The 24,839-nt window shown below is 61.2% G+C and carries 22 protein-coding genes and 1 other RNA gene; 5 read left to right on the plus strand and 18 right to left on the minus strand.

What is annotated here, in order from left to right; all coding sequences use genetic code 11:
- Window position 1: 1 nt before the first annotated feature.
- Window positions 2-1,498 (plus strand): GGDEF domain-containing protein, encoded by a 1,497-nt coding sequence (locus AC4PS6_RS26925; protein WP_014716978.1) that lies wholly within the window; start codon window positions 2-4, stop codon window positions 1,496-1,498.
- 173 nt (window positions 1,499-1,671) lie between these two features.
- On the opposite strand, the gene lpxC is transcribed toward AC4PS6_RS26925, so the two are convergent.
- From lpxC to rsmI, 18 genes are all read right to left on the minus strand, one after another.
- Entirely contained in the window at window positions 1,672-2,583 is a 912-nt protein-coding gene (gene lpxC / locus AC4PS6_RS26930; protein WP_003171886.1) for a UDP-3-O-acyl-N-acetylglucosamine deacetylase, read from the minus strand.
- A 112-nt stretch (window positions 2,584-2,695) separates the two neighbouring features.
- A complete protein-coding gene (ftsZ, locus tag AC4PS6_RS26935) occupies window positions 2,696-3,892 on the minus strand; it encodes a cell division protein FtsZ (RefSeq protein WP_014716977.1) in 1,197 nt (398 codons plus the stop codon).
- 75 nt (window positions 3,893-3,967) lie between these two features.
- The gene (ftsA, locus tag AC4PS6_RS26940) at window positions 3,968-5,230 is read right to left on the minus strand and encodes a cell division protein FtsA (protein WP_336827004.1); all 1,263 of its coding nucleotides are present in this window, start codon (window positions 5,228-5,230) and stop codon (window positions 3,968-3,970) included.
- Between the two features lie 15 nt (window positions 5,231-5,245).
- Window positions 5,246-6,115, minus strand: coding sequence for a cell division protein FtsQ/DivIB (locus AC4PS6_RS26945; RefSeq protein WP_019816943.1), 870 nt, complete (start codon window positions 6,113-6,115; stop codon window positions 5,246-5,248).
- A gap of 4 nt (window positions 6,116-6,119) precedes the next feature.
- Entirely contained in the window at window positions 6,120-7,076 is a 957-nt protein-coding gene (locus AC4PS6_RS26950) for a D-alanine--D-alanine ligase (protein WP_106111002.1), read from the minus strand.
- Window positions 7,073-8,521 carry a UDP-N-acetylmuramate--L-alanine ligase gene (gene murC / locus AC4PS6_RS26955; protein ID WP_003188677.1) on the minus strand — a complete coding sequence of 483 codons (1,449 nt, stop codon included), beginning with the start codon at window positions 8,519-8,521 and terminating at the stop codon, window positions 7,073-7,075. The genes AC4PS6_RS26950 and murC overlap by 4 nt, the downstream gene beginning before the upstream one ends.
- The gene (murG, locus tag AC4PS6_RS26960) at window positions 8,514-9,584 is read right to left on the minus strand and encodes an undecaprenyldiphospho-muramoylpentapeptide beta-N-acetylglucosaminyltransferase (protein ID WP_019816945.1); all 1,071 of its coding nucleotides are present in this window, start codon (window positions 9,582-9,584) and stop codon (window positions 8,514-8,516) included. Before murG ends, murC begins: the two co-directional genes overlap by 8 nt.
- A complete protein-coding gene (gene ftsW / locus AC4PS6_RS26965) occupies window positions 9,574-10,797 on the minus strand; it encodes a putative lipid II flippase FtsW (RefSeq protein WP_003188673.1) in 1,224 nt (407 codons plus the stop codon). Before ftsW ends, murG begins: the two co-directional genes overlap by 11 nt.
- On the minus strand, window positions 10,794-12,140 hold the full coding sequence (gene murD, locus AC4PS6_RS26970; protein WP_014716972.1) for a UDP-N-acetylmuramoyl-L-alanine--D-glutamate ligase: 1,347 nt from the start codon (window positions 12,138-12,140) through the stop codon (window positions 10,794-10,796). The genes ftsW and murD overlap by 4 nt, the downstream gene beginning before the upstream one ends.
- A gap of 6 nt (window positions 12,141-12,146) precedes the next feature.
- The gene (mraY, locus tag AC4PS6_RS26975; RefSeq protein WP_003188670.1) at window positions 12,147-13,229 is read right to left on the minus strand and encodes a phospho-N-acetylmuramoyl-pentapeptide-transferase; all 1,083 of its coding nucleotides are present in this window, start codon (window positions 13,227-13,229) and stop codon (window positions 12,147-12,149) included.
- On the minus strand, window positions 13,229-14,599 hold the full coding sequence (locus tag AC4PS6_RS26980) for a UDP-N-acetylmuramoyl-tripeptide--D-alanyl-D-alanine ligase (RefSeq protein WP_336827006.1): 1,371 nt from the start codon (window positions 14,597-14,599) through the stop codon (window positions 13,229-13,231). Before AC4PS6_RS26980 ends, mraY begins: the two co-directional genes overlap by 1 nt.
- Window positions 14,592-16,055: a UDP-N-acetylmuramoyl-L-alanyl-D-glutamate--2,6-diaminopimelate ligase gene (locus AC4PS6_RS26985; RefSeq protein ID WP_019816948.1), complete on the minus strand. Its 1,464-nt coding sequence runs from the start codon at window positions 16,053-16,055 to the stop codon at window positions 14,592-14,594. The genes AC4PS6_RS26980 and AC4PS6_RS26985 overlap by 8 nt, the downstream gene beginning before the upstream one ends.
- Window positions 16,055-17,797: a peptidoglycan D,D-transpeptidase FtsI family protein gene (locus tag AC4PS6_RS26990; protein WP_019816949.1), complete on the minus strand. Its 1,743-nt coding sequence runs from the start codon at window positions 17,795-17,797 to the stop codon at window positions 16,055-16,057. The genes AC4PS6_RS26985 and AC4PS6_RS26990 overlap by 1 nt, the downstream gene beginning before the upstream one ends.
- Window positions 17,797-18,090, minus strand: a complete 294-nt coding sequence (gene ftsL, locus AC4PS6_RS26995) for a cell division protein FtsL (protein ID WP_003188663.1) — start codon at window positions 18,088-18,090, stop codon at window positions 17,797-17,799. Before ftsL ends, AC4PS6_RS26990 begins: the two co-directional genes overlap by 1 nt.
- Window positions 18,087-19,034 carry a 16S rRNA (cytosine(1402)-N(4))-methyltransferase RsmH gene (gene rsmH / locus AC4PS6_RS27000; protein ID WP_003188661.1) on the minus strand — a complete coding sequence of 316 codons (948 nt, stop codon included), beginning with the start codon at window positions 19,032-19,034 and terminating at the stop codon, window positions 18,087-18,089. The genes ftsL and rsmH overlap by 4 nt, the downstream gene beginning before the upstream one ends.
- Entirely contained in the window at window positions 19,031-19,486 is a 456-nt protein-coding gene (gene mraZ, locus AC4PS6_RS27005) for a division/cell wall cluster transcriptional repressor MraZ (protein ID WP_003171868.1), read from the minus strand. The genes rsmH and mraZ overlap by 4 nt, the downstream gene beginning before the upstream one ends.
- Before the next feature lie 355 nt (window positions 19,487-19,841).
- Window positions 19,842-20,195, minus strand: an RNA gene (gene rnpB, locus AC4PS6_RS27010) — RNase P RNA component class A.
- A 96-nt stretch (window positions 20,196-20,291) separates the two neighbouring features.
- Entirely contained in the window at window positions 20,292-21,197 is a 906-nt protein-coding gene (gene rsmI, locus AC4PS6_RS27015; protein ID WP_102666466.1) for a 16S rRNA (cytidine(1402)-2'-O)-methyltransferase, read from the minus strand.
- Window positions 21,198-21,373: 176 nt separating this feature from the next.
- On the opposite strand from rsmI, the gene AC4PS6_RS27020 reads away from it, so the two are divergent.
- From AC4PS6_RS27020 to AC4PS6_RS27035, 4 genes are all read left to right on the plus strand, one after another.
- Entirely contained in the window at window positions 21,374-23,185 is a 1,812-nt protein-coding gene (locus AC4PS6_RS27020) for a penicillin-binding protein activator (protein WP_014716968.1), read from the plus strand.
- Entirely contained in the window at window positions 23,185-23,556 is a 372-nt protein-coding gene (locus tag AC4PS6_RS27025; protein ID WP_133633243.1) for a YraN family protein, read from the plus strand. Before AC4PS6_RS27020 ends, AC4PS6_RS27025 begins: the two co-directional genes overlap by 1 nt.
- Before the next feature lie 93 nt (window positions 23,557-23,649).
- On the plus strand, window positions 23,650-24,243 hold the full coding sequence (locus AC4PS6_RS27030; RefSeq protein WP_007904374.1) for a phosphoheptose isomerase: 594 nt from the start codon (window positions 23,650-23,652) through the stop codon (window positions 24,241-24,243).
- Window positions 24,240-24,821: a BON domain-containing protein gene (locus tag AC4PS6_RS27035; RefSeq protein WP_003188655.1), complete on the plus strand. Its 582-nt coding sequence runs from the start codon at window positions 24,240-24,242 to the stop codon at window positions 24,819-24,821. Before AC4PS6_RS27030 ends, AC4PS6_RS27035 begins: the two co-directional genes overlap by 4 nt.
- Window positions 24,822-24,839: the final 18 nt, after the last annotated feature.

The following is a 24,839-nucleotide window of genomic DNA, read 5'->3' on the forward strand; positions in this document are numbered from 1 at the left end:
GATGAGTTCAAGCCCTACCCGCCCCAACCGCCGCCCGGAGCGCCTGCTGATCCTGGGCAGCACGCTCACGGTGTTGCTGATCGTGGGGGTCGTCACTGCGCTGCTGATTCGTGAACATGCCAACACCCTGCAGACGGCCAAGCGCACCGCCAACACCATCACCCAATTGATCGACGCTGACGTGCTGCGCAATGTCGAACTTTACGACATGGCCCTCAAAGGCTTGATCAGCGCCACCGAGCGCACCGACCTGCAAGACGTTTCAGAGAGCATCCGTCATTTGGTGCTGTTCGATCGTTCCGCAGCGGCGCCCTACAAGGGCGATATCCTGCTGTTGGACCCGGCTGGCGAGGTGATTGCCGATTCCTCCCTGCTCACGCCCAAACTGGGTAACTTTGCCGACCGGGACTACTTTCGGGCGCACCGCACCAACCCCGACCTGGGCCTGTATATCAGCCGTCCGTTCATGGCGCGCTGCCAGTGTGCCGACCCCTGGCGCATCGCGTTCAGCCGTCGCGTTTCGTCACCGGATGGGCGCTTCCTGGGAGTGGCAGTCGCGTCCATGCGCCTGTCGTACTTTCATCAGTTATTCAGCAGCTTGAACATCGGCAGCAACAGCACCATCAACCTGCTCAACCACCAAGGCATCCTGCTGGCGCAAGAGCCTCTGCTGGAAGCAGATATCGTCGACAAGGACCTGAGCCAGCGCCCGAATGTGGCGCGCATGCTGCGCGAACGGGACGGCAGCTTCCAAAGTATCTCCAGTGTCGATCGCCAGGCACGGCTCTACAGTTTTTCGAATGTGGGCAACTTGCCGCTGATCGTGGCAGTGGCCTTGTCCAGCAATGAAATGTTCGCCCCCTGGCGACGCGCGGCGTGGCTGGTCAGCATCGCGACCGGAGTGTTGTGCGTGGGCCTGTTGTGGCTGACCTGGGCACTGTGCATGGAGCTGCGCCGTCGCCATCGCGCCGAACAGGTGCTGTCAGAACTGGCAGCCACCGACGCCCTTACCGGCCTGGCCAACCGCCGCACGCTGGACGAACGCTTGCGGCTGGAATGGGACCGGGCACAACGCTCCATCGAGTCGTTGAGTGTGCTGATGATCGATGTGGACCACTTCAAGGCCTTCAACGACCGCCACGGCCACCAGGGCGGCGATGAGGCGTTGCGCGCAGTCGCGCAGGTGATCGCCAGCCATATCCGCCGCCCTGCCGACCTGGCGGCGCGCTATGGCGGAGAGGAGTTCGCGGTGGTGTTACCCAATACCGACGCCAAGGGGGCGTGGGTGATCGCCGAGCATATCCGCAAGGGGGTCCAGCACTTGCCGCGCAAGGCCGGGGATGAGCAACCAATCACGGTGAGCATCGGCATGAGTACTTGGCAAAAGCACAGCCGTATTTCCCTTGAAGACCTGCTGCTCAAGGCTGACCAAGCGTTGTATCAGGCCAAGCACAGCGGCCGTAACCGGATAGTGGATGTTTCAAAGACCTCAAACTGATGAGGTCAGGTGTGGGAGCTGGCTTGCCTGCGATGGCGGTGGGGCAGCTATCTATAAGCTAACTGGCCGACCGCTATCGCAGGCAAGCCAGCTCCCACATTTGGATATTCGTCAGGCATAAAAAAAGGCCACCTGAAGGCAGCCTTTCAAAACTAAAGAAAGAGAGTTGTTACTTACACCGCCGCAACGGGACGCATGTAAGAGATCGGTGCGGTGCTGGCATCTTCGAAGGTCACGACTTCCCAAGCGTCTGTCTGCTCAATCAACTTGCGCAGCAGCTGGTTGTTAAGGGCGTGGCCCGACTTGAAGCCTTTGAACTCGCCTATCAGGCTATTGCCCAGCAGGTAGAGGTCACCGATTGCATCGAGGATCTTGTGCTTCACGAATTCGTCTTCGTAGCGAAGGCCGTCTTCGTTCAGTACACCATCCGCGTCGACCACAATGGCGTTTTCCACGCTGCCGCCGAGTGCGAGGTTGTGCTTGCGCAGGTACTCGATGTCACTCATGAAACCAAAGGTACGGGCGCGGCTGACTTCTTTTACAAACGAAGTGCTGGAAAAATCCACGCTTGCACTTTGGGTGCGGTCACGGAATACCGGGTGATCGAAATCGATCTCAAAGCTCACTTTAAAGCCTTCGAACGGGACGAAGGTGGCGCGCTTGTCGCCGTCTTCTACTGTCACTTCCCGCAGAATGCGAATGAACTTCTTGGCTGCGTCCTGTTCTTCCAGGCCGGCAGATTGAATCAAGAATACGAAGGGTCCAGCGCTGCCATCCATGATCGGGACTTCGGACGCGGAGAGCTCGACGTAGGCGTTATCGATGCCCAGGCCAGCCATGGCCGAGAGCAAGTGCTCCACCGTGTCCACTTTGACGTCACCGTTGACCAGAGTGGTCGACATCGTGGTTTCGCCAACGTTTTCCGCGCGAGCAGGAATCTGCACCACAGGGTCCAGGTCGGCACGAACAAACACGATGCCGGTGTCGACAGGTGCGGGCTTGAGGGTCAGGTATACCTTCTCCCCGGAGTGCAGACCTACACCTGTGGCACGGATAATATTCTTCAGGGTGCGTTGTTTAATCATGGCTTGGACCGCTTCAGCGCAAATTGCGAACTGGTATCAACAAAGGCTGGCGATAATAACAGACCAGACCTTTGCTGAACACCAATCACCTTCATAGCCCTGATACATTCCATTAATCGGCCTGACGACGCAGGAATGCCGGGATGTCCAGGTAGTCCAGGTCATCTTGCGGATTCGGGCTACGGGACGCCGCAGCACCGGCCTGAGCCTGGTTGCGCATCACGGTCGGACGGTCCAGGTCACGGTAGTTCACCGACGGCAGTTCCTGGCGAGCAGGGGCTGGGGCAGCAGTTGCCTGGCTGGCCTGGCTAGTGTGCAGGGTGTTGTCGATGACCTTTACAGGCTTCTCGATTTTCGCACCCAGGCCGGTCGCAACCACGGTTACATGCAGTTCGTCGCGCATGTCCGGATCGATAACGGTACCCACCTTGACCATGGCGTGCTCGGACGCGAAGGCTTCGATGATGCTACCCACGTCGGAGTACTCACCCAGGGACAGGTCGGGACCGGCGGTGATGTTCACCAGGATGCCGCGTGCGCCTTGCAGGTTCACGTCTTCGAGCAACGGGTTGCGGATGGCCGCTTCGGTGGCCTCGCGTGCACGGTTCGGACCGCTGGCGCAGCCAGTGCCCATCATCGCCATGCCCATTTCGCTCATGACCGTACGAACGTCGGCAAAGTCGACGTTGATCATGCCCGGACGCTTGATGATGTCGGAGATACCGCGAACGGCACCGGCCAGTACATCGTCAGCCTTGGCGAACGCAGACAGCAGGCTTGCGTCCTTGCCCAGGATGGTCAGCAGTTTCTCGTTGGGGATGGTGATCAACGAGTCGACGCTTTCAGACAGCAGACGGATACCTTCGTCGGCGATCTGCATGCGCTTGCGGCCTTCGAACGGGAACGGACGCGTCACGACAGCAACGGTCAGAATCCCCATTTCCTTGGCCACTTCGGCAATGATCGGTGCAGCACCGGTACCGGTACCGCCGCCCATGCCGGTGGTGATGAACACCATGTTGGTGCCTTGCAGCACTTCGGCAATACGCTCGCGGTCTTCCAGGGCGGCTTGACGGCCGACTTCCGGATTGGCGCCAGCGCCGAGGCCTTTGGTCACCGCGGTGCCCAATTGCAGGATGGTCCGCGCGCCGATGCTTTTGAGCGCCTGGGCATCAGTGTTGGCGCAGATGAACTCAACGCCTTCAATGTTGCTCTTGACCATGTGGTTGACAGCGTTGCCGCCGCCACCGCCGACACCGATTACTTTGATAACCGGGCTAGCGGGGATGTTGTCTACGAGTTCGAACATGTTCCCTCTCCTTTCATTTTCTCTAGTTTTTTCGCCTACTGCTTGTTGCGGGTGTTGCGGTGTCGCGGTAAATCTTTAGAAATTGCCTTGTACCCAGCTTTTGATCCGGTCCAGCAGCGGCGCTTTCTCATCGTCATCGCTGCGGTAGCTGTCACGGATGCTCGGGCCCGACAGGGAAATGCCGTCGGTCTGCTTTTGCAGCCCGTACAACAGCAAGCCCACACCGGTGGAATAAATCGGGTTGCGCACCACGTCGCCCAGGCCCTTCACGCCATGGGGCACGCCCAGGCGCACCGGCATGTGGAAGATCTCTTCGGCCAACTCGACCGCGCCTTCCATCTTCGAGGTACCACCGGTCAGCACGATGCCGGCCGGGATCAAATCTTCGTAGCCGCTGCGGCGCAGTTCAGCCTGAATCAGGGTGAACAGCTCGTCGTAGCGTGGCTCGACCACTTCGGCCAGGGCCTGGCGCGACAGCTCGCGGGGTGGACGATCACCCACGCTTGGCACCTTGATGGTCTCACCGGCACCGGCCAGCTTGGCCAGGGCGCAGGCGTAGCGGATCTTGATTTCTTCGGCGTACTGGGTCGGTGTGCGCAACGCCATGGCGATGTCGTTGGTGACCTGGTCGCCGGCAATCGGGATCACGGCGGTGTGACGAATCGCACCCTCGGTGAAGATCGCGATGTCGGTGGTGCCGCCGCCGATGTCCACCAGGCACACGCCCAGCTCTTTTTCGTCGTCGGTCAGTACCGAGTAGGCCGAGGCCAACTGCTCGAGAATGATGTCGTCGATTTCCAGGCCGCAGCGGCGCACGCATTTTTCAATGTTCTGTGCGGCGTTGACGGCGCAGGTCACCACGTGAACCTTGGCTTCCAGGCGAACGCCCGACATGCCCAGGGGCTCGCGCACGCCTTCCTGGTTGTCGATCACGTAGTCCTGCGGCAGGGTGTGCAGCACGCGCTGGTCCGCCGGGATCGCCACGGCCTGGGCGGCGTCGAGGACGCGCTCAAGGTCGGCCGAGCTGACTTCACGGTCGCGGATCGCCACGATGCCGTGGGAGTTCAGGCTACGGATGTGGTTGCCCGCCACGCCGACGAACGCCGAGTGAATCCGGCAACCGGCCATCAGCTGCGCTTCTTCGATAGCGCGCTGGATCGACTGCACGGTGGACTCGATGTTCACCACCACGCCCTTCTTCAGGCCCCGGGACGGATGCGTGCCAATACCGACGATTTCGATCGCGCCGTCTTCCCCGACCTCGCCCACCAGCGCCACCACCTTGGAGGTGCCGATATCGAGACCGACGATCATTTTGCCGCTTTGCACGTTTACCATGGGTCCTGCCTCTTCTTAATTCTTCGCGACAGCGGGTTGTGCTGCCGTGGGCGCAGCCGGTGTACGCCAGCCGACGGCCAGGCCGTTGGCGTAACGCAGGTCGACGCTCGCAATGTTCGTAATCTGTTCTTTCAAGGTTTTTTCATAGATGGCAATAAAGCGGCGCATCTTTTCCACCAAGCGGTCGCGTCCCAGCAACAACTCGATGCCCGGGCCGGAACTGCCTGCCCCGGTCGTCAAAAACCAGCTGCCCCGCTCACGCAATTCCAGGCGTGCAATGGAGAAGCCCAGTGGCCGCAGCATCTGGCTCAAGGCCTGGTACTGCTGCATCACTTGCTGCTGCGCCCGCTGCGGCCCGAACAGCTGCGGCAGGTGTTCATAATTGGCCAGCTCACGCGGGGTGAACGCCTGGCCCTGGTTGTTCAACAGCGCTTCATCGCCCCAACGGGCCACGGGCAGTTGTTCTTCCAGGCGGATCGTGACCTGGTCCGGCCATACACGGCGAACTTCGGCGTGGGCGATCCACGGCATCTGTTCCAGCTCCGAGCGCATGCCAGCCAGGTCGATGGTAAAGAAGCTCGCCGCCAGGTATGGGCCGATGCGCTGCTGTACCGCTTGCTGGCTGATGTAGCTCAAGTCGCCCTGCACGCTGATCTTGGTGATCGGCCGGTCGGCATACGGCAACAGACGCTGCGCGCCTTCGTACGTGCCAAAGCCCAGCACCACCAGCAGCACCGGCCAGAACAGCGCCTTGATAAAACCAAAGTTGGCTTTTGGCAGGCGCGCCGACATCGGCTCTTTAGCCACCATTCGGCTTGCACCCCGTGGCACCGGCTTGCGGCTCGGTGCTTGTGGGGGCTGATGACGAAGCGATGCGCCGTTCATGTGTTTAGCCTCTTGGCTCAATGCTGTCGGCCAGGATCGCCAGCACTAACTGCTGGAAATCCAGACCGGCGGCACGGGCTGCCATGGGAACCAGGCTGTGGTCGGTCATGCCCGGTGCGGTGTTGACTTCAAGGAACCAGAAATTCCCTTGGTCATCCTGCATCACGTCTGCCCGCGCCCAACCGGCGATACCCAGCGCCTCACAGGCTTTCGCCGTGAGGTCCATCAATTCCTGTTCCTTGGTTGCTTCGAGCCCACACGGGATCCGGTACTGAGTATCGGAAGCCAGGTACTTGGCGTCGTAGTCATAAAAGGTGTGGGGCGTGCCCAAAGCGATGGGCGGCAATACCTGGCCACGCAGGGTGGCGATGGTGTACTCGGGACCGGAAATCCACTGTTCCACCAACACTTGCGAATCGTAGGTACTTGCCGCTTTCCATGCGTCGATCAATTCGGCGGCCGAGTTCACTTTGGCCATGCCGATACTGGAGCCTTCATGGGCTGGTTTGACGATCAAAGGCAGGCCCAGTTCCTTGGCCGCAGAAATACAATCGTCTTCACTGCACAGTACGGCGTGACGTGGGGTCGGAATGCTCAGGCTGTGCCACACCTGCTTGGTGCGCAACTTGTCCATCGCCAAGGCCGATGCGAGGATGCCGCTGCCGGTGTAAGGGATGCCGGCGCATTCGAGCAGGCCCTGCATGCTGCCGTCCTCACCGCCGCGGCCGTGAAGAATGAGAAAGGCGCGGTCGATTTTTTCAGCCTGCAGACGGGCAAGGAAGTCATCGCCCACATCGATACCGAAGGCATTCACGCCAGCACTTTGCAGCGCCTCAAGCACCGCATTGCCGGACTTGAGCGACACTTCGCGCTCAGCGCTCTTGCCGCCGAACAACACGGCCACGCGACCGAAGTCGGCAGGCGCAAGGGTGGAAAACAGGGAGCCGTAATCAGTGGTCATTTCGACTTCCCCTTGGCGGCGGCTGCAAACAGCGGGCTCGCCAGCAACTTGGGCGCAAGGCCACCGATATCACCGGCGCCCTGGCACAGCAGGATGTCGCCGGCGCGCAGCAGCGGCTTGACGATAGGCGCCAGGTCCACGCCACGCTCGATGTAGATCGGGTCCAACTGGCCGCGCTGGCGGATGCTGTTGCACAACTTGCGGCTGTCAGCGCCCGGGATCGGTTCTTCACCGGCCGGGTAGACTTCCATCAGCAGCAGCACGTTGGCATCGGCCAGTACATTGACGAAATCGTCGTACAGGTCGCGGGTGCGGCTGTAGCGGTGCGGCTGGTACACCATAACCAGCCGGCGCTCCGGCCAACCACCGCGCACGGCCTTGATAACGGCCGCAACTTCGGTCGGGTGGTGCCCGTAGTCGTCCACCAGCATCACGTCACCACCTTCAACCGGCAGTTGGCCGTAGACCTGGAAGCGACGGCCCACACCGGCAAAGCGCGACAGGCCCTCGACGATGGCTTCATCGCTGACGCCTTCATCGGTGGCAATGCAGATGGTCGCCAAAGAGTTCAGCACGTTGTGGTTGCCCGGCATGTTCACCGACACGTCCAGCGGCTCGCGATCGGGGCGCAGCACGGTGAAGAAGGTTTGCATGCCTTCCTGGCGCACATTGATTGCGCGCACGTCGGCGTCTTCGCTGAAGCCGTAGGTCACGGTAGGGCGTTTGACCTGGGGCAGGATTTCACGCACCACCGGGTCGTCCAGGCACACCACCGCCAACCCGTAGAACGGCAGGTTGTGCAGGAAGTCGACGAAGGTTTTCTTCAACTTGTTGAAGTCGCCATCGTAGGTCGCCATGTGGTCTTCGTCGATGTTGGTGACGACGGCAACCAGCGGTTGCAGGTGCAGGAAGCTCGCGTCACTTTCATCGGCTTCGGCGATCAGGTAGCGGCTGGTGCCGAGCTGGGCATTGGTACCGGCTGCATTCAGGCGGCCACCGATGACGAAGGTCGGGTCCAGGCCACCGGCGGCGAACACCGAGGCGATCAGGCTGGTGGTGGTGGTCTTGCCATGGGTACCGGCGACGGCGATGCCGTGGCGATAGCGCATCAGCTCGGCGAGCATCTCGGCACGCGGCACCACAGGGATACGGCGCTCAAGGGCGGTGGCCACTTCCGGGTTGGACGTGTTCACGGCGCTGGACACCACCAGCACGTCAGCCTCGGCGGCGTTCTCGGCACGGTGGCCGATGAAGATCTGTGCGCCAAAGGACTTCAGGCGCTCGGTGACCGGCGACTCTTTCAAGTCCGAGCCGGACACCTGGTAGCCCAGGTTCAGCAACACTTCGGCAATCCCGCACATGCCCACGCCACCGATACCGACGAAGTGAATACGACGGATGCGGCGCATCTCGGGTTGCGGCATGGCTTTCTGATTCTCAACCATGGGCCACCTCCAGGCAGATATCGACCACGGTGCGGGTTGCGTCAGGTTTGGCCAGGCGGCTTGCGGTGCTCGCCATGCTGTTGAGTCGTTCCGGTTGCATCAAAACCTCGGTCAGGCGTGCGGCCAAATCGGCGGCGCCAGTCGTTCTTTGCGGCAGCAGGAAGGCAGCGCCCTCCCCGGCCAAATATTCGGCGTTGCGGGTCTGGTGATCGTCGATGGCGTGGGGCAAAGGCACCAGCAAGGACGGCAGACCGGCGGCCGCCAGTTCACTGACGGTCAGCGCACCAGCGCGGCAGACCACCAGGTCGGCCCAGCCATAGGCTTGGGCCATGTCTTTGATGAAGGGCTGTACATTGGCCTCTACACCGGCCTCGCGATAACGCGCGGCGGTGACTTCATCGTGGTTCTTGCCGGCCTGGTGGAAGATCTCCGGGCGCACATCCTCAGGAAGTTGCGCAACGGCTTCAGGCAGCAATTTATTCAGCGGCTCGGCGCCCAGGCTTCCGCCCAGGATCAGCAGGTGAGCCTTGCGCCCCGCCAGCGCGTCACGCGCAATGGCCATGAACAGTTCGGTACGCACCGGGTTACCGGTGGTGCGAAGCTTGTCGGAGGCGGCGAAGGTTTTCGGGAAGGCTTCACACACCCGCGCAGCCAACGGCACTAGCAGACGGTTGGCAGTACCGGCGACGGCGTTCTGTTCGTGAACGATCACCGGCACACCCGCGAGTTTCGCCGCAACACCACCAGGGCCGGTCACATAACCGCCAAAGCCGAGTACACACACCGGCTTCAACTCGCGAATGATCCTGCGCGCCTGCATGACCGCCTTGAGCAACACGAACGGTGCCTTGAGCAATGACAACTTGCTCTTGCCACGCAGGCCGGTGACGTTGATCAAATGCAGCGGCAAGCCGGCATTGGGCACCAATTCGTTTTCAATGCCACGGGGCGTACCCAGCCAGTGCACGGTGTAGCCACGGTTCTGGAATTCACGGGCGCAAGCCAGGGCCGGGAACACATGGCCCCCGGTGCCGCCCGCCATGATCAGCACGTTAGCGCCCATGGGTCGGCTCCTCGGCGAAGTCGCTTTCGCTGAACTCCATCTCTTCGCTGCCCAGGTGGGTGCGACTCTCCCACTCGATACGCAGCAACAACCCGAGACAGGCGCAGCAAATCACCAACGAGCTGCCGCCGTAACTGAGGAACGGCAAGGTCAGGCCCTTGGTCGGCAGCAGGCCGACGTTCACGCCGATGTTGATCAGGAACTGGCCGATCCACAGGAAGGCCAATCCATAGGCAACGTAGGCGGCGAAGAACTGCTTGGCCTTCTCGGCCCACAAGCCGATGTACATGGCGCGCACGCAGACGAATACAAACAGTGCCACGGTGCACAGCGAACCCACCACACCCAACTCTTCGGCCAATACCGAGAACACGAAATCGGTGTGGGCTTCCGGCAGGTAGAACTGCTTCTGCACACTGTTGCCCAGGCCCACACCCAGCCACTCGCCGCGACCGAAGGCGATCAGCGCCTGGGTCAACTGGTAGCCGGAGCCGAACTGGTCGGACCAGGGGTCGGTAAAGGTGATCAAACGCGCCATCCGGTAGGGTTGCGCCTGCACCAGGATGGTCACCGCCGCGACGGCCAGCACCACCATCAAGGTGAAGCGGAACAGCCCGACACCACCCAGGAACAGCATCGCGGCGGCGGCGCCCATCATCACGACCGTGGCCCCGAAGTCGGGCTCCATCAGCAGCAGGCCAGCCATGGGCAGCAGCACGATGAACGGCTTGAAGAAACCCATCCAGCTTTCGCGTACTTCTTTCTGACGGCGCACCAGGTAACCGGCGAGGTAGATCACCACGAACACCTTGGCGATTTCCGACGGCTGCACGTTGAACGCGCCGAAGCCGATCCAGCGCATCGAACCGTTCACCTCGCGGCCGATGCCGGGCACGATCACCATGACCAGCAAGCCGAACGCACCGATCAGCATCAGCCAACCCAGACGCTGCCAGGTAGCAATCGGAATCATCATGGTGACGATGCAGGCGCCCAGGCCGATCACCAGGTACACCAGGTGGCGGATCATCATGTACAGCGTGTTGCCCGACTGCACGGCGGCCACTTCGGAGGACGCCGAAGTGATCATCACCAGGCCCAGGCCGAGCAGCGCCAGGCAACCGGCGAGCATCGGGAAATCGAGGTCGATGCCGCGCCCGGTAATGATCGGCGACGGGTATGGCTTGATGATGTTTCTCAGGTTGAGGCTCATGCCAAAGCCTCCACGGCGCGGGCGAACAGTTGGCCGCGCTCTTCATAGTTCTTGAACATGTCGAAGCTGGCGCACGCGGGCGACAGCAACACAGCATCGCCAGGCTGGGCCAGGGCTTTGCACTGGGCAATGGCGTCGTCCAGGGAAGCTGCGCGTACTTGCGGTACAGCGTCACCGAGGGCGGCGGCGATCAGGTCCGAATCGCGGCCCATCAGCACCACGGCGCGGCAATGGGCGGCCACTGGAGTTTTGAGGTCCTTGAAGTCGGCACCCTTGCCATCACCACCGGCGATCAGCACCAGCTTGCCGTCGATATCGGCCCCCAGGCCTTCGATGGCCGCCAGGGCTGCACCGACATTGGTGGCTTTGGAGTCGTTGTAATAGCTGACGTCATTGAGGTCGCGCACCCACTGGCAGCGATGCTCAAGCCCGGCAAAGGTGCGCAGGCTCGCGAGCATGGCGTCGAACGGCAGGCCAACCGCGTGACCGAGCGCCAAGGCCGCCAGGGCATTGGACTGGTTGTGTGCGCCACGGATTTTCAGTTCGCGTACCGGCATCAGGTTCTGGAATTCGAACGCCAGGTACTTCTCGCCGTTCTCTTCACGAATGCCGAAGCCTTTGAAGTCCGGTTTGCCCAGGCCGAAGGTCCAGCAGGGCATGCCCTCGCCTATCAGCGGACGGCTCAGGGCATCCTGACGGTTGACGACAAATTGCTTGGCGCCACGGAAGATCCGGTGCTTGGCCAAGTGATAAGCCGGCAGGCCGCTGTAGCGGTCCATATGGTCTTCGCTGACGTTCAATACCGTCGCCACTTCAGCGCCCAGGTCGTGGGTGGTTTCCAGCTGGAAGCTCGACAACTCCATCACGTACAACTCGACGTCGTCGCTGAGCAAATCCAGTGCCGGCACGCCAAGATTGCCGCCGACGGCCACACGCTTGCCCGCCGCAGCCGCCATCTCGCCGACCAGAGTGGTGACGGTGCTTTTGGCGTTGGAACCGCTGATGGCCACGATCGGCGCCTTCGCGTTGCGTGCGAACAGGTCGATATCGCCAGACAGCTTCACGCCACGGGCCGCAGCCGCTTGCAGGGCCGGTGTCGCCAGGGCCAGGCCCGGGCTCACGTAGAGCTCGTCGGCACGGCACAGAAACTCGACATCCAGCTCGCCACAACGCACTTCCACGTGCGGGTAGTCACGGCGCAGCGTGACCAGCTCCGGTGGATTTTCCCGCGTATCGGCCACGGCAAACGACGTGCCCCGGTTCGCCAGGAAGCGAACCAGGGACATGCCGCTCTTGCCGAGGCCGACAACGATGCGGAAGTGGTCTGAAGCGATCAGGGACACTCGTTTCTACCTCAGTTTCAGGGTGGCAAGGCCGACCAGTACCAGAATCACGGTGATGATCCAGAAGCGGACAATCACGCGTGGCTCAGGCCAGCCCTTGAGTTCAAAGTGGTGGTGAATCGGCGCCATGCGAAACACGCGGCGCCCGGTCAACTTGAAGGACGCCACCTGGATGACCACCGACAGGGTTTCCATCACGAACACGCCGCCCATGATGAACAGCACGATTTCCTGGCGAACGATCACCGCGATGGTGCCCAAGGCCGCGCCCAGCGCCAGTGCGCCGACGTCGCCCATGAAGACTTGTGCTGGGTAGGTGTTGAACCACAGGAACCCCAGGCCGGCACCGATCAGCGCACCGCAGAACACGATCAGCTCACCGGCGCCCGGTACATAAGGGATCAGCAGGTATTCAGCGAATTTCACGTTACCGGAGAGGTAGCAGAAGATGCCGAGCGCGCCGCCCACCATCACCGTCGGCATGATCGCCAGGCCGTCGAGGCCATCGGTCAGGTTCACCGCGTTGCTGGAGCCGACGATCACGAAGTAGGTCAGCACCACAAAACCGACACCCAGTGGGATGCTCACATCCTTGAGCATCGGGATAATCAAGGTGGTTTCCACGGCACTTGGCGCGGTGGTGTACAGGAAGATCGCGGCGGCCAGGCCGAACACCGACTGCCAGAAATACTTCCAGCGGCTTGGCAGCCCCTTGGAGTTTTTCTCGATCACTTTGCGGTAGTCATCCACCCAGCCGATGGCACCGAACAGCAGGGTCACCAGCAACACCACCCACACGTAGCGGTTATGCAGGTCGGCCCAGAGCAAGGTGCTGACGCCAATGGACGACAGGATCAGCGCACCGCCCATAGTCGGAGTGCCGGACTTGGACAGGTGCGACTGCGGGCCGTCGTTACGAACCGATTGACCAATTTGCAGGTTCTGCAGGGTGCGGATCATCCACGGCCCTAAAAACAGCGACAAAGACAGCGCGGTCAGCACACCCAGAATCCCGCGCAGGGTCAGGTACTGGAAGACCGCGAAGCCTTTGTGGAACTGTTGCAGATACTCAGCCAGCAGCAGCAGCATTAATGTTTCTCCGTACTTGAGCCACACAAGGCTGCGACGACGTTTTCCATCACCGCGCTGCGCGATCCCTTGATCAAAATGGTTGTGTGTTTGTCATGTTCAGCCGCCGTCAACGCCTGGATCAGCTCGGCCTGGCTGGCGAAATGCTGCGCGCCGGGGCCGAAAGCGTTGACCGCATGAGCCATGTTCGTGCCAACGGCATAGAGCGCGTCCACTTTGCCGGCGGCATAGGCGCCGACTTCACGGTGGCCTTGTTCAGCCCAATCGCCCAGTTCGCCGATATCGCCCAGCACCAGCACCTTGCGCCCATCAAAGCCTGTAAGCAGGTCCACAGCGGCATTGATGGAGGACGGGTTGGCGTTGTAAGTGTCATCAATCACGCGCATGCCGTTGCCAGCCAGTTGCGCCACAGTGCGGCCCTTGACCGGCTGCACCGCGCCCAGGCCCGTGGCAATGCCGAACAGCGACACACCCAGGGCATGGGCGGCAGCGGCGGCGGCCAAGGCGTTGGCGACGTTATGGTTGCCCAGCAGGTTCAACTGCACGTGCTCATCACCTTGCGGAGTGTGCAAGGTGAAGGACGGGCAGCCACGGGCATCGACATTGATGTTGGAGGCGTGAAAATCGGCTGCGGCATTCAGCACTGCAAACGTCAGGACCTTGCGACCGGCAGCGCGTACACGCCAGGTCTCGAACGCCTTGTCATCCAGGTTCAGTACCGCAGTGCCCGAGGCGTCGAGGCCCTCAAGGATTTCGCCCTTGGCTTCGACGATTTTTTCCGGGCCGCCGAACTCACCGACATGGGCGGTACCGGCGTTGTTGATGATCGCCACGTGAGGCTGGGTCAGCGCCACGGTATAGGCGATTTCGCCGATGCGCGAAGCCCCCAGTTCAATCACTGCCGCCGTGTGTTCCGGGGCCAGTTCGAGCAGGGTCAGCGGTGCGCCGAAATCATTGTTCAGGTTGCCACGGGTCGCGAGTACCGGCCCGCGCGTACGCAAGACGCCAGCTAGCAGTTCCTTGACCGTGGTCTTGCCGCTGGAACCGGTAATGGCCGCCACCGGCTTATCAAAAGCAGCACGGTTAAGCGCACCCAGTTGGCCCAGGGCCAGGCGGGTGTCGGCTACCAGCAATTGCGGCAAGGCAGAATCGGCCACTTCACGCTGCACCAAGGCACCGACGGCACCTTTGGCGGCAACGTCGTTGAGGTAGTCGTGACCATCGAAACGCGGGCCGGCCAGGGCGACAAACAGCTGCCCCGACTGGATGTTACGACTGTCGATACTGACGCCGGTGAATGTGCAGTCGTTCGACAGCACACGGGCCGACAGGGCCTGGGCCAGTTCGCTGAACGTCATCGCCTTAAGCATGGGCGACCTCCCAGGCGGTCAGGGCGTGATCCGCCTCGACCAGATCGGAGAAGGCATGGCGCTCACCGTTGATTTCCTGATAGTCCTCGTGGCCTTTACCCGCGAGCACCACGACGTCGTCCGCGCCGGCACTGGCGATCAGTTGGGCAATGGCGGCGCCGCGACCAGCCACAAACGTGACCTTGGAGGCGTCTTTGAAACCGACACGGATGTCGTCGAAAATCTGGCTCGGGTCTTCGCTGCGCGGGTTGTCGTCGGTGACAAGTACGCCGTCGGCCAAACGCTCGACGATCTCGGCCATCAATGGGCGCTTGCCGCGATCGCGATCACCGCCGCAACCGAACAGGCACAGCAGTTTGCCTTTGGCATGTGGGCGCAGGGCTTCGAGGACTTTTTCCAGGGCATCCGGTGTGTGGGCGTAATCGACCACCACCAGCGGTTGCGTGCCGCCACCCAGGCGCTGCATGCGACCGGCCGGGCCTTCCAGCTTCGGCAGTACCCGCAGGATTTCATCCAGGGCGTAGTCCAGGCCCAGTAATGCACCGATAGCGGCGAGCACGTTGCTCAGGTTGAACCGCCCGAGCAAGGTGCTGCGCAAGTGGTGCTCGCCCTGCGGCGTCACCAATGTGGCGCGCACGCCTTCATCATTGAATTGGGCTTCGCGGCAATACAGGTAGGCACTGGCATCTTGCAGGCTATAGCTGATCAGGCGCGCGTCGCTGTCTTCGCCCGCCAGTTGGCGGCCAAACGCGTCGTCGAGGTTGACCACCCGGCACTTCAGGTCATTCCAGGCAAACAGCTTGGCCTTGGCGGCAGCATACGCCTCCATAGTGCCGTGGTAGTCGAGGTGATCGCGGGACAGGTTGGTCATCACCGCCACGTCAAAGGCCAGAGCAGTGACACGCCCTTGGTCCAGGCCATGGGAAGACACTTCCATGGCAACCGCCTTGGCGCCGGCCTTTTTCAGGTCGGCCAGGGTCGCTTGCACGGCAATCGGGTTTGGCGTGGTGTGCAGGCCGCTTTGCAGCGCGCCATAGAAACCGGTGCCCAGGGTGCCGACGATGCCGCAGTGCTGACCCAGCAGGTCCAAAGCCTGGGCGACCAATTGGGTCACGCTGGTCTTGCCGTTGGTGCCCGTCACGCCCACCAGGTTGAGCTGGCGGCTCGGGTCACCATAGAAACGCCCGGCGATGTCAGAAAGCTGCGCAGCCAGGCCCCTGACCGGAATCAACGGCACATCGGTGATCGGCAGCACGGTGGCGCCTTCCACTTCATAGGCGACCGCAGCCGCACCGCGTTGCAGGGCATCGGCGATATGCGCACGGCCATCGAGCTTGCCGCCAGGTACCGCCAGGAACAGGTCGCCGGCGCGTACATTACGACTGTCCAGGGTCAGCTCACGAATCAGCAGATCGTGGCCGGCATGGGCAAAAATCTTGTTCAGGCTAAGAGACATCAGCCGCGCCCTCCATTGGCTTTGACAGCGGCAGCCGGTGGACCAGCGTTGGCTTGTTGCGTCGGCGGCAGGTTGTCCGGCGTGATATTCATCAAGCGCAGGGTGCCGGACATCACTTTGCTGAACACCGGCGCCGAAACCAGGCCACCGAAGTAGCCGGCTTTACTAGGCTCGTCGATGACCACGACGATGGCGTAGCGAGGGTCGCTCATCGGGCCGAAGCCCGCGAACAGCGAACGGTAGGAGTTTTCGGCATAGCCCTTGGTGCCCACCGAGGTCTTACGCGCCGTACCGGACTTGCCAGCAACGTGGTACGCCGGCACCTGGGCGCGGAATACGCCGCGCGGTGCCTCGATCACTTGTTGCAGCATGCCTTGCATGGTCTTGGCGACGTTTTCCGGGATCACTTGGGTGGCTTTTGGCGCTTCGTCGACGTGGATCAGGCTCAGCGGAACCATACGGCCGTTATTGGCCAATACCGAGAACGCGTGGGCCAACTGGATGGCGGTCACCGACAGGCCGTAGCCGTAGGACAGCGTGGCAGTTTCGGCTTTTCTCCACTCGCGGTAGTTCGGCAGGTTACCGACCCGCTCGCCCGGGAAGTCGAGGCCGGTGGGTTGGCCCAGGCCGATCTTTTGCGCCAAGTGATAAATAGTCTCGCCGCCGATATCGAAGGCCACCTTACTCATGCCGACGTTACTGGAGTTGATCAGGATGCCGGTCAGGTCCAGCACTGGCCCCTCGGTGCGGGACACGTCACGAATGGTGTACTTGCCCAACTGCAAGGTGCCTGGGTAAACCTCGACCTTGTCGCTGGGTTTCCAGCGGCCGGTTTCCAGGGCAGCGCTCATGGAGATCGCTTTCATGGTCGAGCCCGGCTCGAACACGTCGATCATCGCGCGGTTACGCATCATCGCCGGCTGAAGGTTGCGACGGTTGTTCGGGTTGTAGGTCGGCTGGTTGACCATGGCGAGGATCTCGCCGGTCTTCACGTCCATGATCACCAGGCTGCCGGCCTTGGCGCCGTTCTCGATGATCGCGTTACGCAGTTCGCGGTTGGCCAGGTATTGCAGGCGCAAATCGATCGACAACGCCAGAGGCTTGCCGGCCTTGGCGTTTTTGGTGACCTGGACATCCTTGATCAGTCTGCCGCGCCGATCCTTGATGACCTGCCGCTTGCCGGGAACGCCGGCCAGCCATTCGTCGTAGGCCAGTTCGACACCTTCGCGACCATGGTCATCGATATCGGTAAAGCCGACCATATGCGCGGTGGTTTCACCGGCCGGGTAGAAACGACGAAACTCCTCGATGCCGTAGACACCGGGGATTTTAAGGTCGAGCACTTGCTGGCCTTGCTCAGGGGTAAGCCCGCGCACCAGGTAGATGAATTCTTTGTTGGCCTGGGCTTCCAGGCGCTCGGTCAGGGCCTTGCGGTCTTGCCCCAGGGCAGCGGCCAGTTCAGGCCACTTGTCCTTGGCAACTTGAAGTTCCTTGGCGTTGGCCCACAGGGTGGTCACCGGGGTACTGACGGCCAGAGGCTCGCCGTTACGGTCGGTGATCAGGCCACGGTGCGCAGGAATCGGAATATGCCGCAGGCTGCGGGCGTCACCCTGGCCGATCAGGAAGTCGCGGTCGACGACCTGCAGGTCGAAGATGCGCCAGACAATCGCCCCCACCATCAATGCCAGCAAGCCGAGCATCAGGCGGAAGCGCCACGGGTAGAGTGCCCCTTCGAGTTTCATCATGGCGCCACCATGCGAACTTCAGCCGCGCCAGGGATGTGCATCTTCAATTGTTCAGTGGCCAGCACTTCGATACGGCTGTGAGCCGTCCAGGTGCTTTGCTCAAGGATCAGCCGGCCCCACTCTGCCTGGGCTTTGTCACGCACGCTCAATTCCCCGTACAGGGTATTGAGCAACTGGCGGTTCCAGTGGGCGCTGTAGGACACCGCAATCGCGGATACCAACACGCCGACAAACAGCAGCAACATAAAGAAGCTGCCGCCCGGGAGGGGCTTGGCGAAAAGCTTGCTCACCGCAATTTCTCCGCAACACGCATGACGGCGCTACGGGAACGTGGGTTGGCCTTGAGTTCGGCTTCGGAAGCGAACTGCGCTTTGCCATGGATTTTGATTTTCGGCACAAAGGCTTCGAAACGCACCGGCAGGTTGCGCGGCAGGTTATCGGATTCGCCCTTGACCAGGCGACGCATGAACAGTTTGACGATGCGGTCTTCCAGGGAGTGGAAGCTGATCACCACCAGGCGACCGCCCACTTCCAAAGCATCCAGAGCGGCTTCGAGGCCGGCCTCCAGATCGCCCAATTCGTTGTTGACGTGGATACGCAGGCCCTGGAACGCGCGGGTAGCCGGGTTCTTGCCCTTTTCCCAGGCAGGGTTGGCCACTTTCAGCACTTCGGCCAGGTCAGCGGTGCGTTCGAACGGCTGGATTTCGCGGCGCTCGACCACGGCACGCGCCATTCGACCGGCGAAGCGCTCCTCACCGTATTCCTTGAACACACGGGCGATTTCTTCCACCGGCGCGGTGGCGATGAATTGTGCGGCACTGACCCCACGGGTAGGGTCCATGCGCATATCGAGGGGGCCGTCGTTCATGAAACTGAAGCCGCGCTCCGGGTCATCGAGCTGTGGCGAAGACACGCCCAGGTCGAGCAGAACCCCGGCCACCTTGCCCGCCATGCCGCGCTCGGCAACTTCGGCCCCCAACTCGGCAAAGCTGCGCTGCACAACGACAAAGCGGCCGTCTTCGGCCGCTAGCGCTTGCCCGGTGGCAATCGCTTGAGGGTCTTTGTCGAACCCAAGGAGTTTGCCGTCGGACCCGAGCTGGCTGAGTATCAACCGGCTATGCCCGCCCCTGCCGAATGTGCCATCGACATAGCAGCCATCGGCACGTACGGCGAGAGCCTCGACGGCTTCGTCAAGCAGTACGGTGATGTGGTTAAAGCCGCTATCAATAGTCACAGGATCAAATCACGCAGTTCATCAGGCATGGCGCCCGGTTGTTGAATAGCAGCCAGGTCCGCTGCAGACACAGCATCCCAGGCATCTTCGTCCCACAATTGGAACTTGTTCAGTTGGCCTACCAGCATTGCGCGCTTGTCGAGCTTGGCGTACTCGCGCAGTCGCGGCGGCACCAGGAAACGACCACTGCCATCGAGTTCAAGGTCGACGGCATTACCGATCAGCAAACGCTGGAGTCGGCGGTTTTCTTCACGCAATGAAGGCAGCGCGCGCAACTTGGTTTCAATCAACTCCCACTCATCGAGGGGGTAAACACACAAACAGGGATCAACGGCGTCAATCGTAATGATTAACTGCCCCGAACTTCGCGAAATGAGCTCGTCACGATACCGGCTCGGCATAGCGAGACGGCCTTTTGCATCGAGACTGATAGCGTTAGCTCCGCGAAACACAGATGCGTTTCTCCAAATTTTAGCGTTTTACGTTCAAAAAACCCACTTTGTGCCACTTTCCGCCACTTGCGCACACTATAGGAATGCGCCTACCACACCGTCAAGGCGCGTATTCAAGGAAAAGCCTTACAGAACGGAGATTTAGGAGGGTAAAAGGAGGAGAAACGAGAGTTTTGCGATGTTTTTGACTCAACAACAGCAAATAGCTCAAAGAGCTAGAGCGCAAAGTTAAAGTAATTTATTAAGAGTAAGATTTTTTTGGTATTACGAAGATGCATCTGCCAATGATTTGGCAGGGAGGGATTCTTGCGTTACTACCGGGTTTGCGCACGAGATTCGAACGCAAGGAAAAAAGGTGGAGAGTCGATCTGTAAGCCGGGTTCTGTCTTGAACAGTCATTCGTCTACGATGGCCATCACTGGACATCTTTAGCAACCTACCCGGTCCCAGCGCGGGCCACGCCTTGGGACCCTATTTGGTCTTGCTCCAAGTGGGGTTTACCTAGCCACGAACTGTTGCCAGTCGTGCGGTGCGCTCTTACCGCACCTTTTCACCCTTACCGGCACCGAAGTGCTTAGGCGGTTATTTTCTGTGGCACTTTCCGTAGGCTCACGCCTCCCAGGCATTACCTGGCACTTCGCCCTATGGAGCCCGGACTTTCCTCCCCCCCCTAATTTTCATAGAGGGCAGCGACTGTCCAATCGACTCTCCGCCGCGAAGGTTAACGGCACGGCGGCTTGAGGACAAGTATTAAAAGTGCAGCATTGCCATCACGTTCAGACGAAATACAGATTTGCCCCTGGAACTATTCGGCCTTCTGTTTATCGAGCGCGACCTGATACAACACATTCTTGCGCACACCGGTAATTTCGGCAGCCAGGGCGGCGGCGCGCTTGAGCGGCATTTCCTTGAGCAGCAAATCGAGGACGCGCATGGCCTCGCTGCCCACCGCGTCTTCATTCTCCGGCGCGGTCCAGCCTGCTACCAGCACCACGCATTCGCCGCGCTGCTGATTGCTGTCGCCCTCGACAAACGCTCGCAGTTCCTCCAGCGGCAACCCCTTGAGGGTTTCGAAGGTCTTGGTCAACTCCCGGGCCAACAAGGCCAGGCGCTCGCCGCCGAACACCAGCTCCATGTCTTGCAGGCACTCAAGGATGCGATGCGGGGCCTCATAGAAGATCAAGGTGCGCGGCTCTTCTTTAAGTGCCTGCAAACGCGCCCGACGCCCTACGGCCTTGGCGGGCAGGAAGCCTTCGAAGATAAAGCGGTCCGAGGGCAACCCGGCGGCCGATAATGCAGCAATCAGCGCGCAGGCTCCTGGAACAGGCACTACATTGATACCAGCGACGCGCGCCTGGCGGACCAGATGGTAACCAGGATCGGAAATCAGAGGCGTGCCCGCGTCGGAAATCAGCGCCACGTCATCACCCGCCAAAAGACGCGTGATAAAGCGGCTACCCTCTTCACGTTCGTTGTGTTCGTGGCAGGCCGCTAATGGCGTGCTGATACCAAAATGCTGCATCAACCGTTGGGAGTGCCGCGTGTCTTCTGCCGCGATCAATTTCACCTCGCGCAACACCTTCAGCGCCCGGGCACTGATGTCGTCCAGGTTGCCAATGGGCGTCGCCACCACAAAAAGCGAGCCAGCAGTGGAATTCAAAGGACCTGGAGCAGTCAAAGCGCACACCTCGATGGTTGGCAAAAGCCACATTGTAGCGCGTAGACGCCTTGAAAATATGCCATCACGGCCGATGCCGTTTCAGCCACCGTCAGCTATTGGCAACATTTGCACGACCTAAATCCACGGTTTAACGCCATGAACATCGCGCCTGGGCCAGTGCTTGGGTACACTTCCACGCTAATTTGATCGGTATCAGGAACACTTACATGATCGCTTGCCTGCGGCTGCTCTCCGCCCTCTGCCTCGCTGCCTTGCTGGCCGCTTGCGCCAGTTCGCCCTCCTCCAGTCTTGGCGAACTGCCACGCACGCCCGATGCCAGTATCGAGCAACTGCTCGAACAGGCGACGAACGCCAAGACGCCAGAAAAAGCCGCGTTGCTGCGCCTGAGCGCGGCGGACCTGGCCTACCAGCAGAACAATCCCGGCCGCTCCTCGCAGATCCTCGCGCAAGTGCCCCTGGATGCCCTGAAGCCAGCCGCGCAAGTATTTGCCAGCACCCTGGCGGCAGAACTGGCCATGGGGCGCAACCAGCCCAAGGCGGCCTTGGCAGCGCTGAACCACCCTAGCCTGCAAAACCTGAAGGAACTGCCGACCGACCAGCAGATCCGCACCGGTACCGTACATGCACGCGCCTATGAAGCCGACGGCCAGACCCTCGCCGCCGCTCGCGAGCGGGTGGCCATGGCGCCCCTGCTGACGGCTGAAGCTGCCAGCAGCAACCACGAGGCTATCTGGGTATTGATTGCCGCGCTGCCAGCCGAACAGCTGCAAGCTACCGGCAACCCGACCCTCGATGGCTGGATCACTCTGGCCCAGGCGGTCAAGGGCGCCGGTACGCTGGAGCAACAACAAGCCGCCATCGACACCTGGCGCGCTCAGAACCCAGGGCACCCGGCGGCAGTGCAACTGCCAGCACCGCTGACCAAGCTCAAGGAACTGGCCAGCCAGCCCCTGAACAAGATTGCCCTGCTGCTGCCGCAGGAAGGTCCGCTGGCTGCTGTAGGCAAAGCGCTGCGCGAAGGCTTCATGGCGGCGCACTACCAGGCTGAGCAAGCCGGGCAGAAGCCGCCGGTCATTGAGTTCTATGACAGCTCGCGCCTGGCCTCCCTCGACGAGTTCTATGCCAAGGCCCAGGCCGCCGGTGTGCAACTGGTGGTCGGCCCGCTGGAAAAACCGCTGGTCAAGCAACTCAGCGCGCGCCCGCAGTTACCGATCACCACCCTGGCCCTGAACTACAGCGAGACCGATCAGGGCCCGGCGCAGTTGTTCCAATTCGGCCTGGCCGCTGAAGACGAAGCCCGCGAAGTGTCGCGCCGTGCCCGTGCCGATGGCCTGCATCGCGCCGCCGCCATGGTGCCCCGTGGCGAATGGGGTGAGCGTGTCTACAAGGCGTTCCGCCAGGATTGGGAAGCCAATGGCGGTACCGTCATGGGCGTTGAATATGTCGACCAACCTGTGGCCCTGGCCCAGCAGATCGCCGATCTGTTCCAACTGCGCAAGAGCGAAGGCCGCGCCAAGAGCCTGCAAAGCACAGTCGGTACCGACGTCGCCGCCCAGCCTTCGCGTCGCCAGGACATCGAGTTCATCTTCCTGGCCGTCACGCCGCAACTGGCCCAGCAGATCAAGCCGACCCTGAACTTCCAGTACGCCGGGGATGTGCCGGTATACGCAACCTCCCACGTGTACAGCGCCAGCGGTGATCGTAACCAGTACCTGGACATGACCAACGTGATGTTCTGCGAAACCCCTTGGCTGCTTAATACCACCGACCCACTGCGCAACCAGGTCGCCGCGCAATGGCCGCAAGCCAATGGCAGCCTGGGCCGCCTCTACGCGATGGGCGTCGATGCCTACCGCCTGGCGCCACGCCTGGGCCAGCTCAAGGCACTGCCGGACACCCGTGTCGACGGCCTCTCGGGCAACCTGGGTATCAGCGCCAACCAGCGCGTTGATCGCCAGATGCCGTGGGCGAAGTTCGTCGGCGGCGACATTCAGCGCCTGCCCGATACCCCACGCTGATGCCCGAGCGGTCCAGCGCACACAGCGGCAAGGATGCCGAACTGCATGCACTCAACTACCTGCAACAACAGGGTCTGCGCCTTCTGGCGCAGAACTGGTTATGTAAACGCGGCGAGCTTGATCTGGTCATGCTTGACGGCGATACAGTAGTATTCGTCGAAGTCCGCTACAGAAAACACGCACAATGGGGTGGCGCGCTCGCCAGTATCGACGAGCGCAAGCGTCAAAAGCTGATACTCGCTGCGCAGTTTTTCCTGCAAAAAGAGCATCGCTGGGCTGACCGCCCCTGCCGTTTCGATGTGGTTGCAATGGAAAGCACCCCGTCAGGCACAGCTGATCTGACCTGGCTCAAAAATGCCTTTGACAGCTGATTCGCCGGGCACCTTCACCACTCACTTTTGCTCTTTGCTTTGCGGGCTGCACATTACCTGTGCCAAACAGCCGCGCTACTTAAGGTCACACAGATGGACATGCAATCCCGAATTCGCCAGCTTTTCCAGGCCAGCATCGACACCAAGCAACAGGCGATGGACGTACTTGCACCGCACATCGAGCAAGCCAGCCAGGTGATGGTCAACGCCTTGCTCAACGAAGGCAAAATGCTTTCGTGCGGCAATGGCGGTTCGGCTGGCGATGCCCAGCATTTTTCCTCCGAGCTGCTCAACCGTTTCGAACGTGAGCGCCCGAGCCTGCCGGCTATTGCCTTGACCACCGACTCATCGACGATCACTTCGATTGCCAACGACTACAGCTACAACGAAATCTTCTCCAAGCAGATCCGCGCCCTCGGCCAGCCGGGCGATGTATTGCTGGCGATTTCCACCAGCGGCAACTCGGCCAATATTATTCAAGCGATCCAGGCCGCACATGATCGCGAAATGATTGTCGTAGCCTTGACCGGTCGCGACGGCGGCGGCATGGCTTCGCTGCTGCTGCCGGAGGACGTGGAGATTCGCGTCCCGGCCAATGTCACTGCACGCATCCAAGAAGTTCATCTGCTGGCGATCCACTGCCTGTGCGATCTGATCGACAGCCAACTGTTCGGGAGTGAAGAATGACCGTTAATCGCCTCAGTCTTTTGGCCATCACGCTGTGCGTCGCCATCAGCGGCTGCAGCTCGGCTATCACCGCTACACGAGACACCCCTATCCAGGACGACCGGGGCACGCGCACCTTCGGCAGCACCATTGATGATTCGCTGATCGAAACCAAGGTCAAGGTCAACGTTGCCAAGGCGGCCACCGACCTGGGCAACGGTGCCTCGCGCATCGTGGTGACCAGCTTCAACGGCGTAGTCCTGCTGGCAGGCCAAACCCCGCGCGCCGATCTCAAGGCCCAGGCCGAGCAAGCCGCCGCCGGCGTGCAACGCGTGAAGAAGGTCCACAACGAACTGCAGGTCATGGACCCGATCACCCTGCTGGCCATCAGCAACGATGCCTTGCTGACCACCAAGATCAAGGCCCAGATGCTCACCGACAGTGCGGTGCCTGGTTCGCGGATCAAGATCGTCACCGATAACGGCATCGTCTATATGATGGGCCTGCTGACCCAGGCCGAAGCCACCCGCGCCGCCAACCTGGTGCAGGGCGTGTCGGGCGTACAGAAGATCGTGAAGGTGTTCGAATACATCGACTGATGTAGAGTCCTTGATCGT

The sequence above is a fragment of the Pseudomonas sp. DW-iso17 genome, assembly GCF_058725345.1.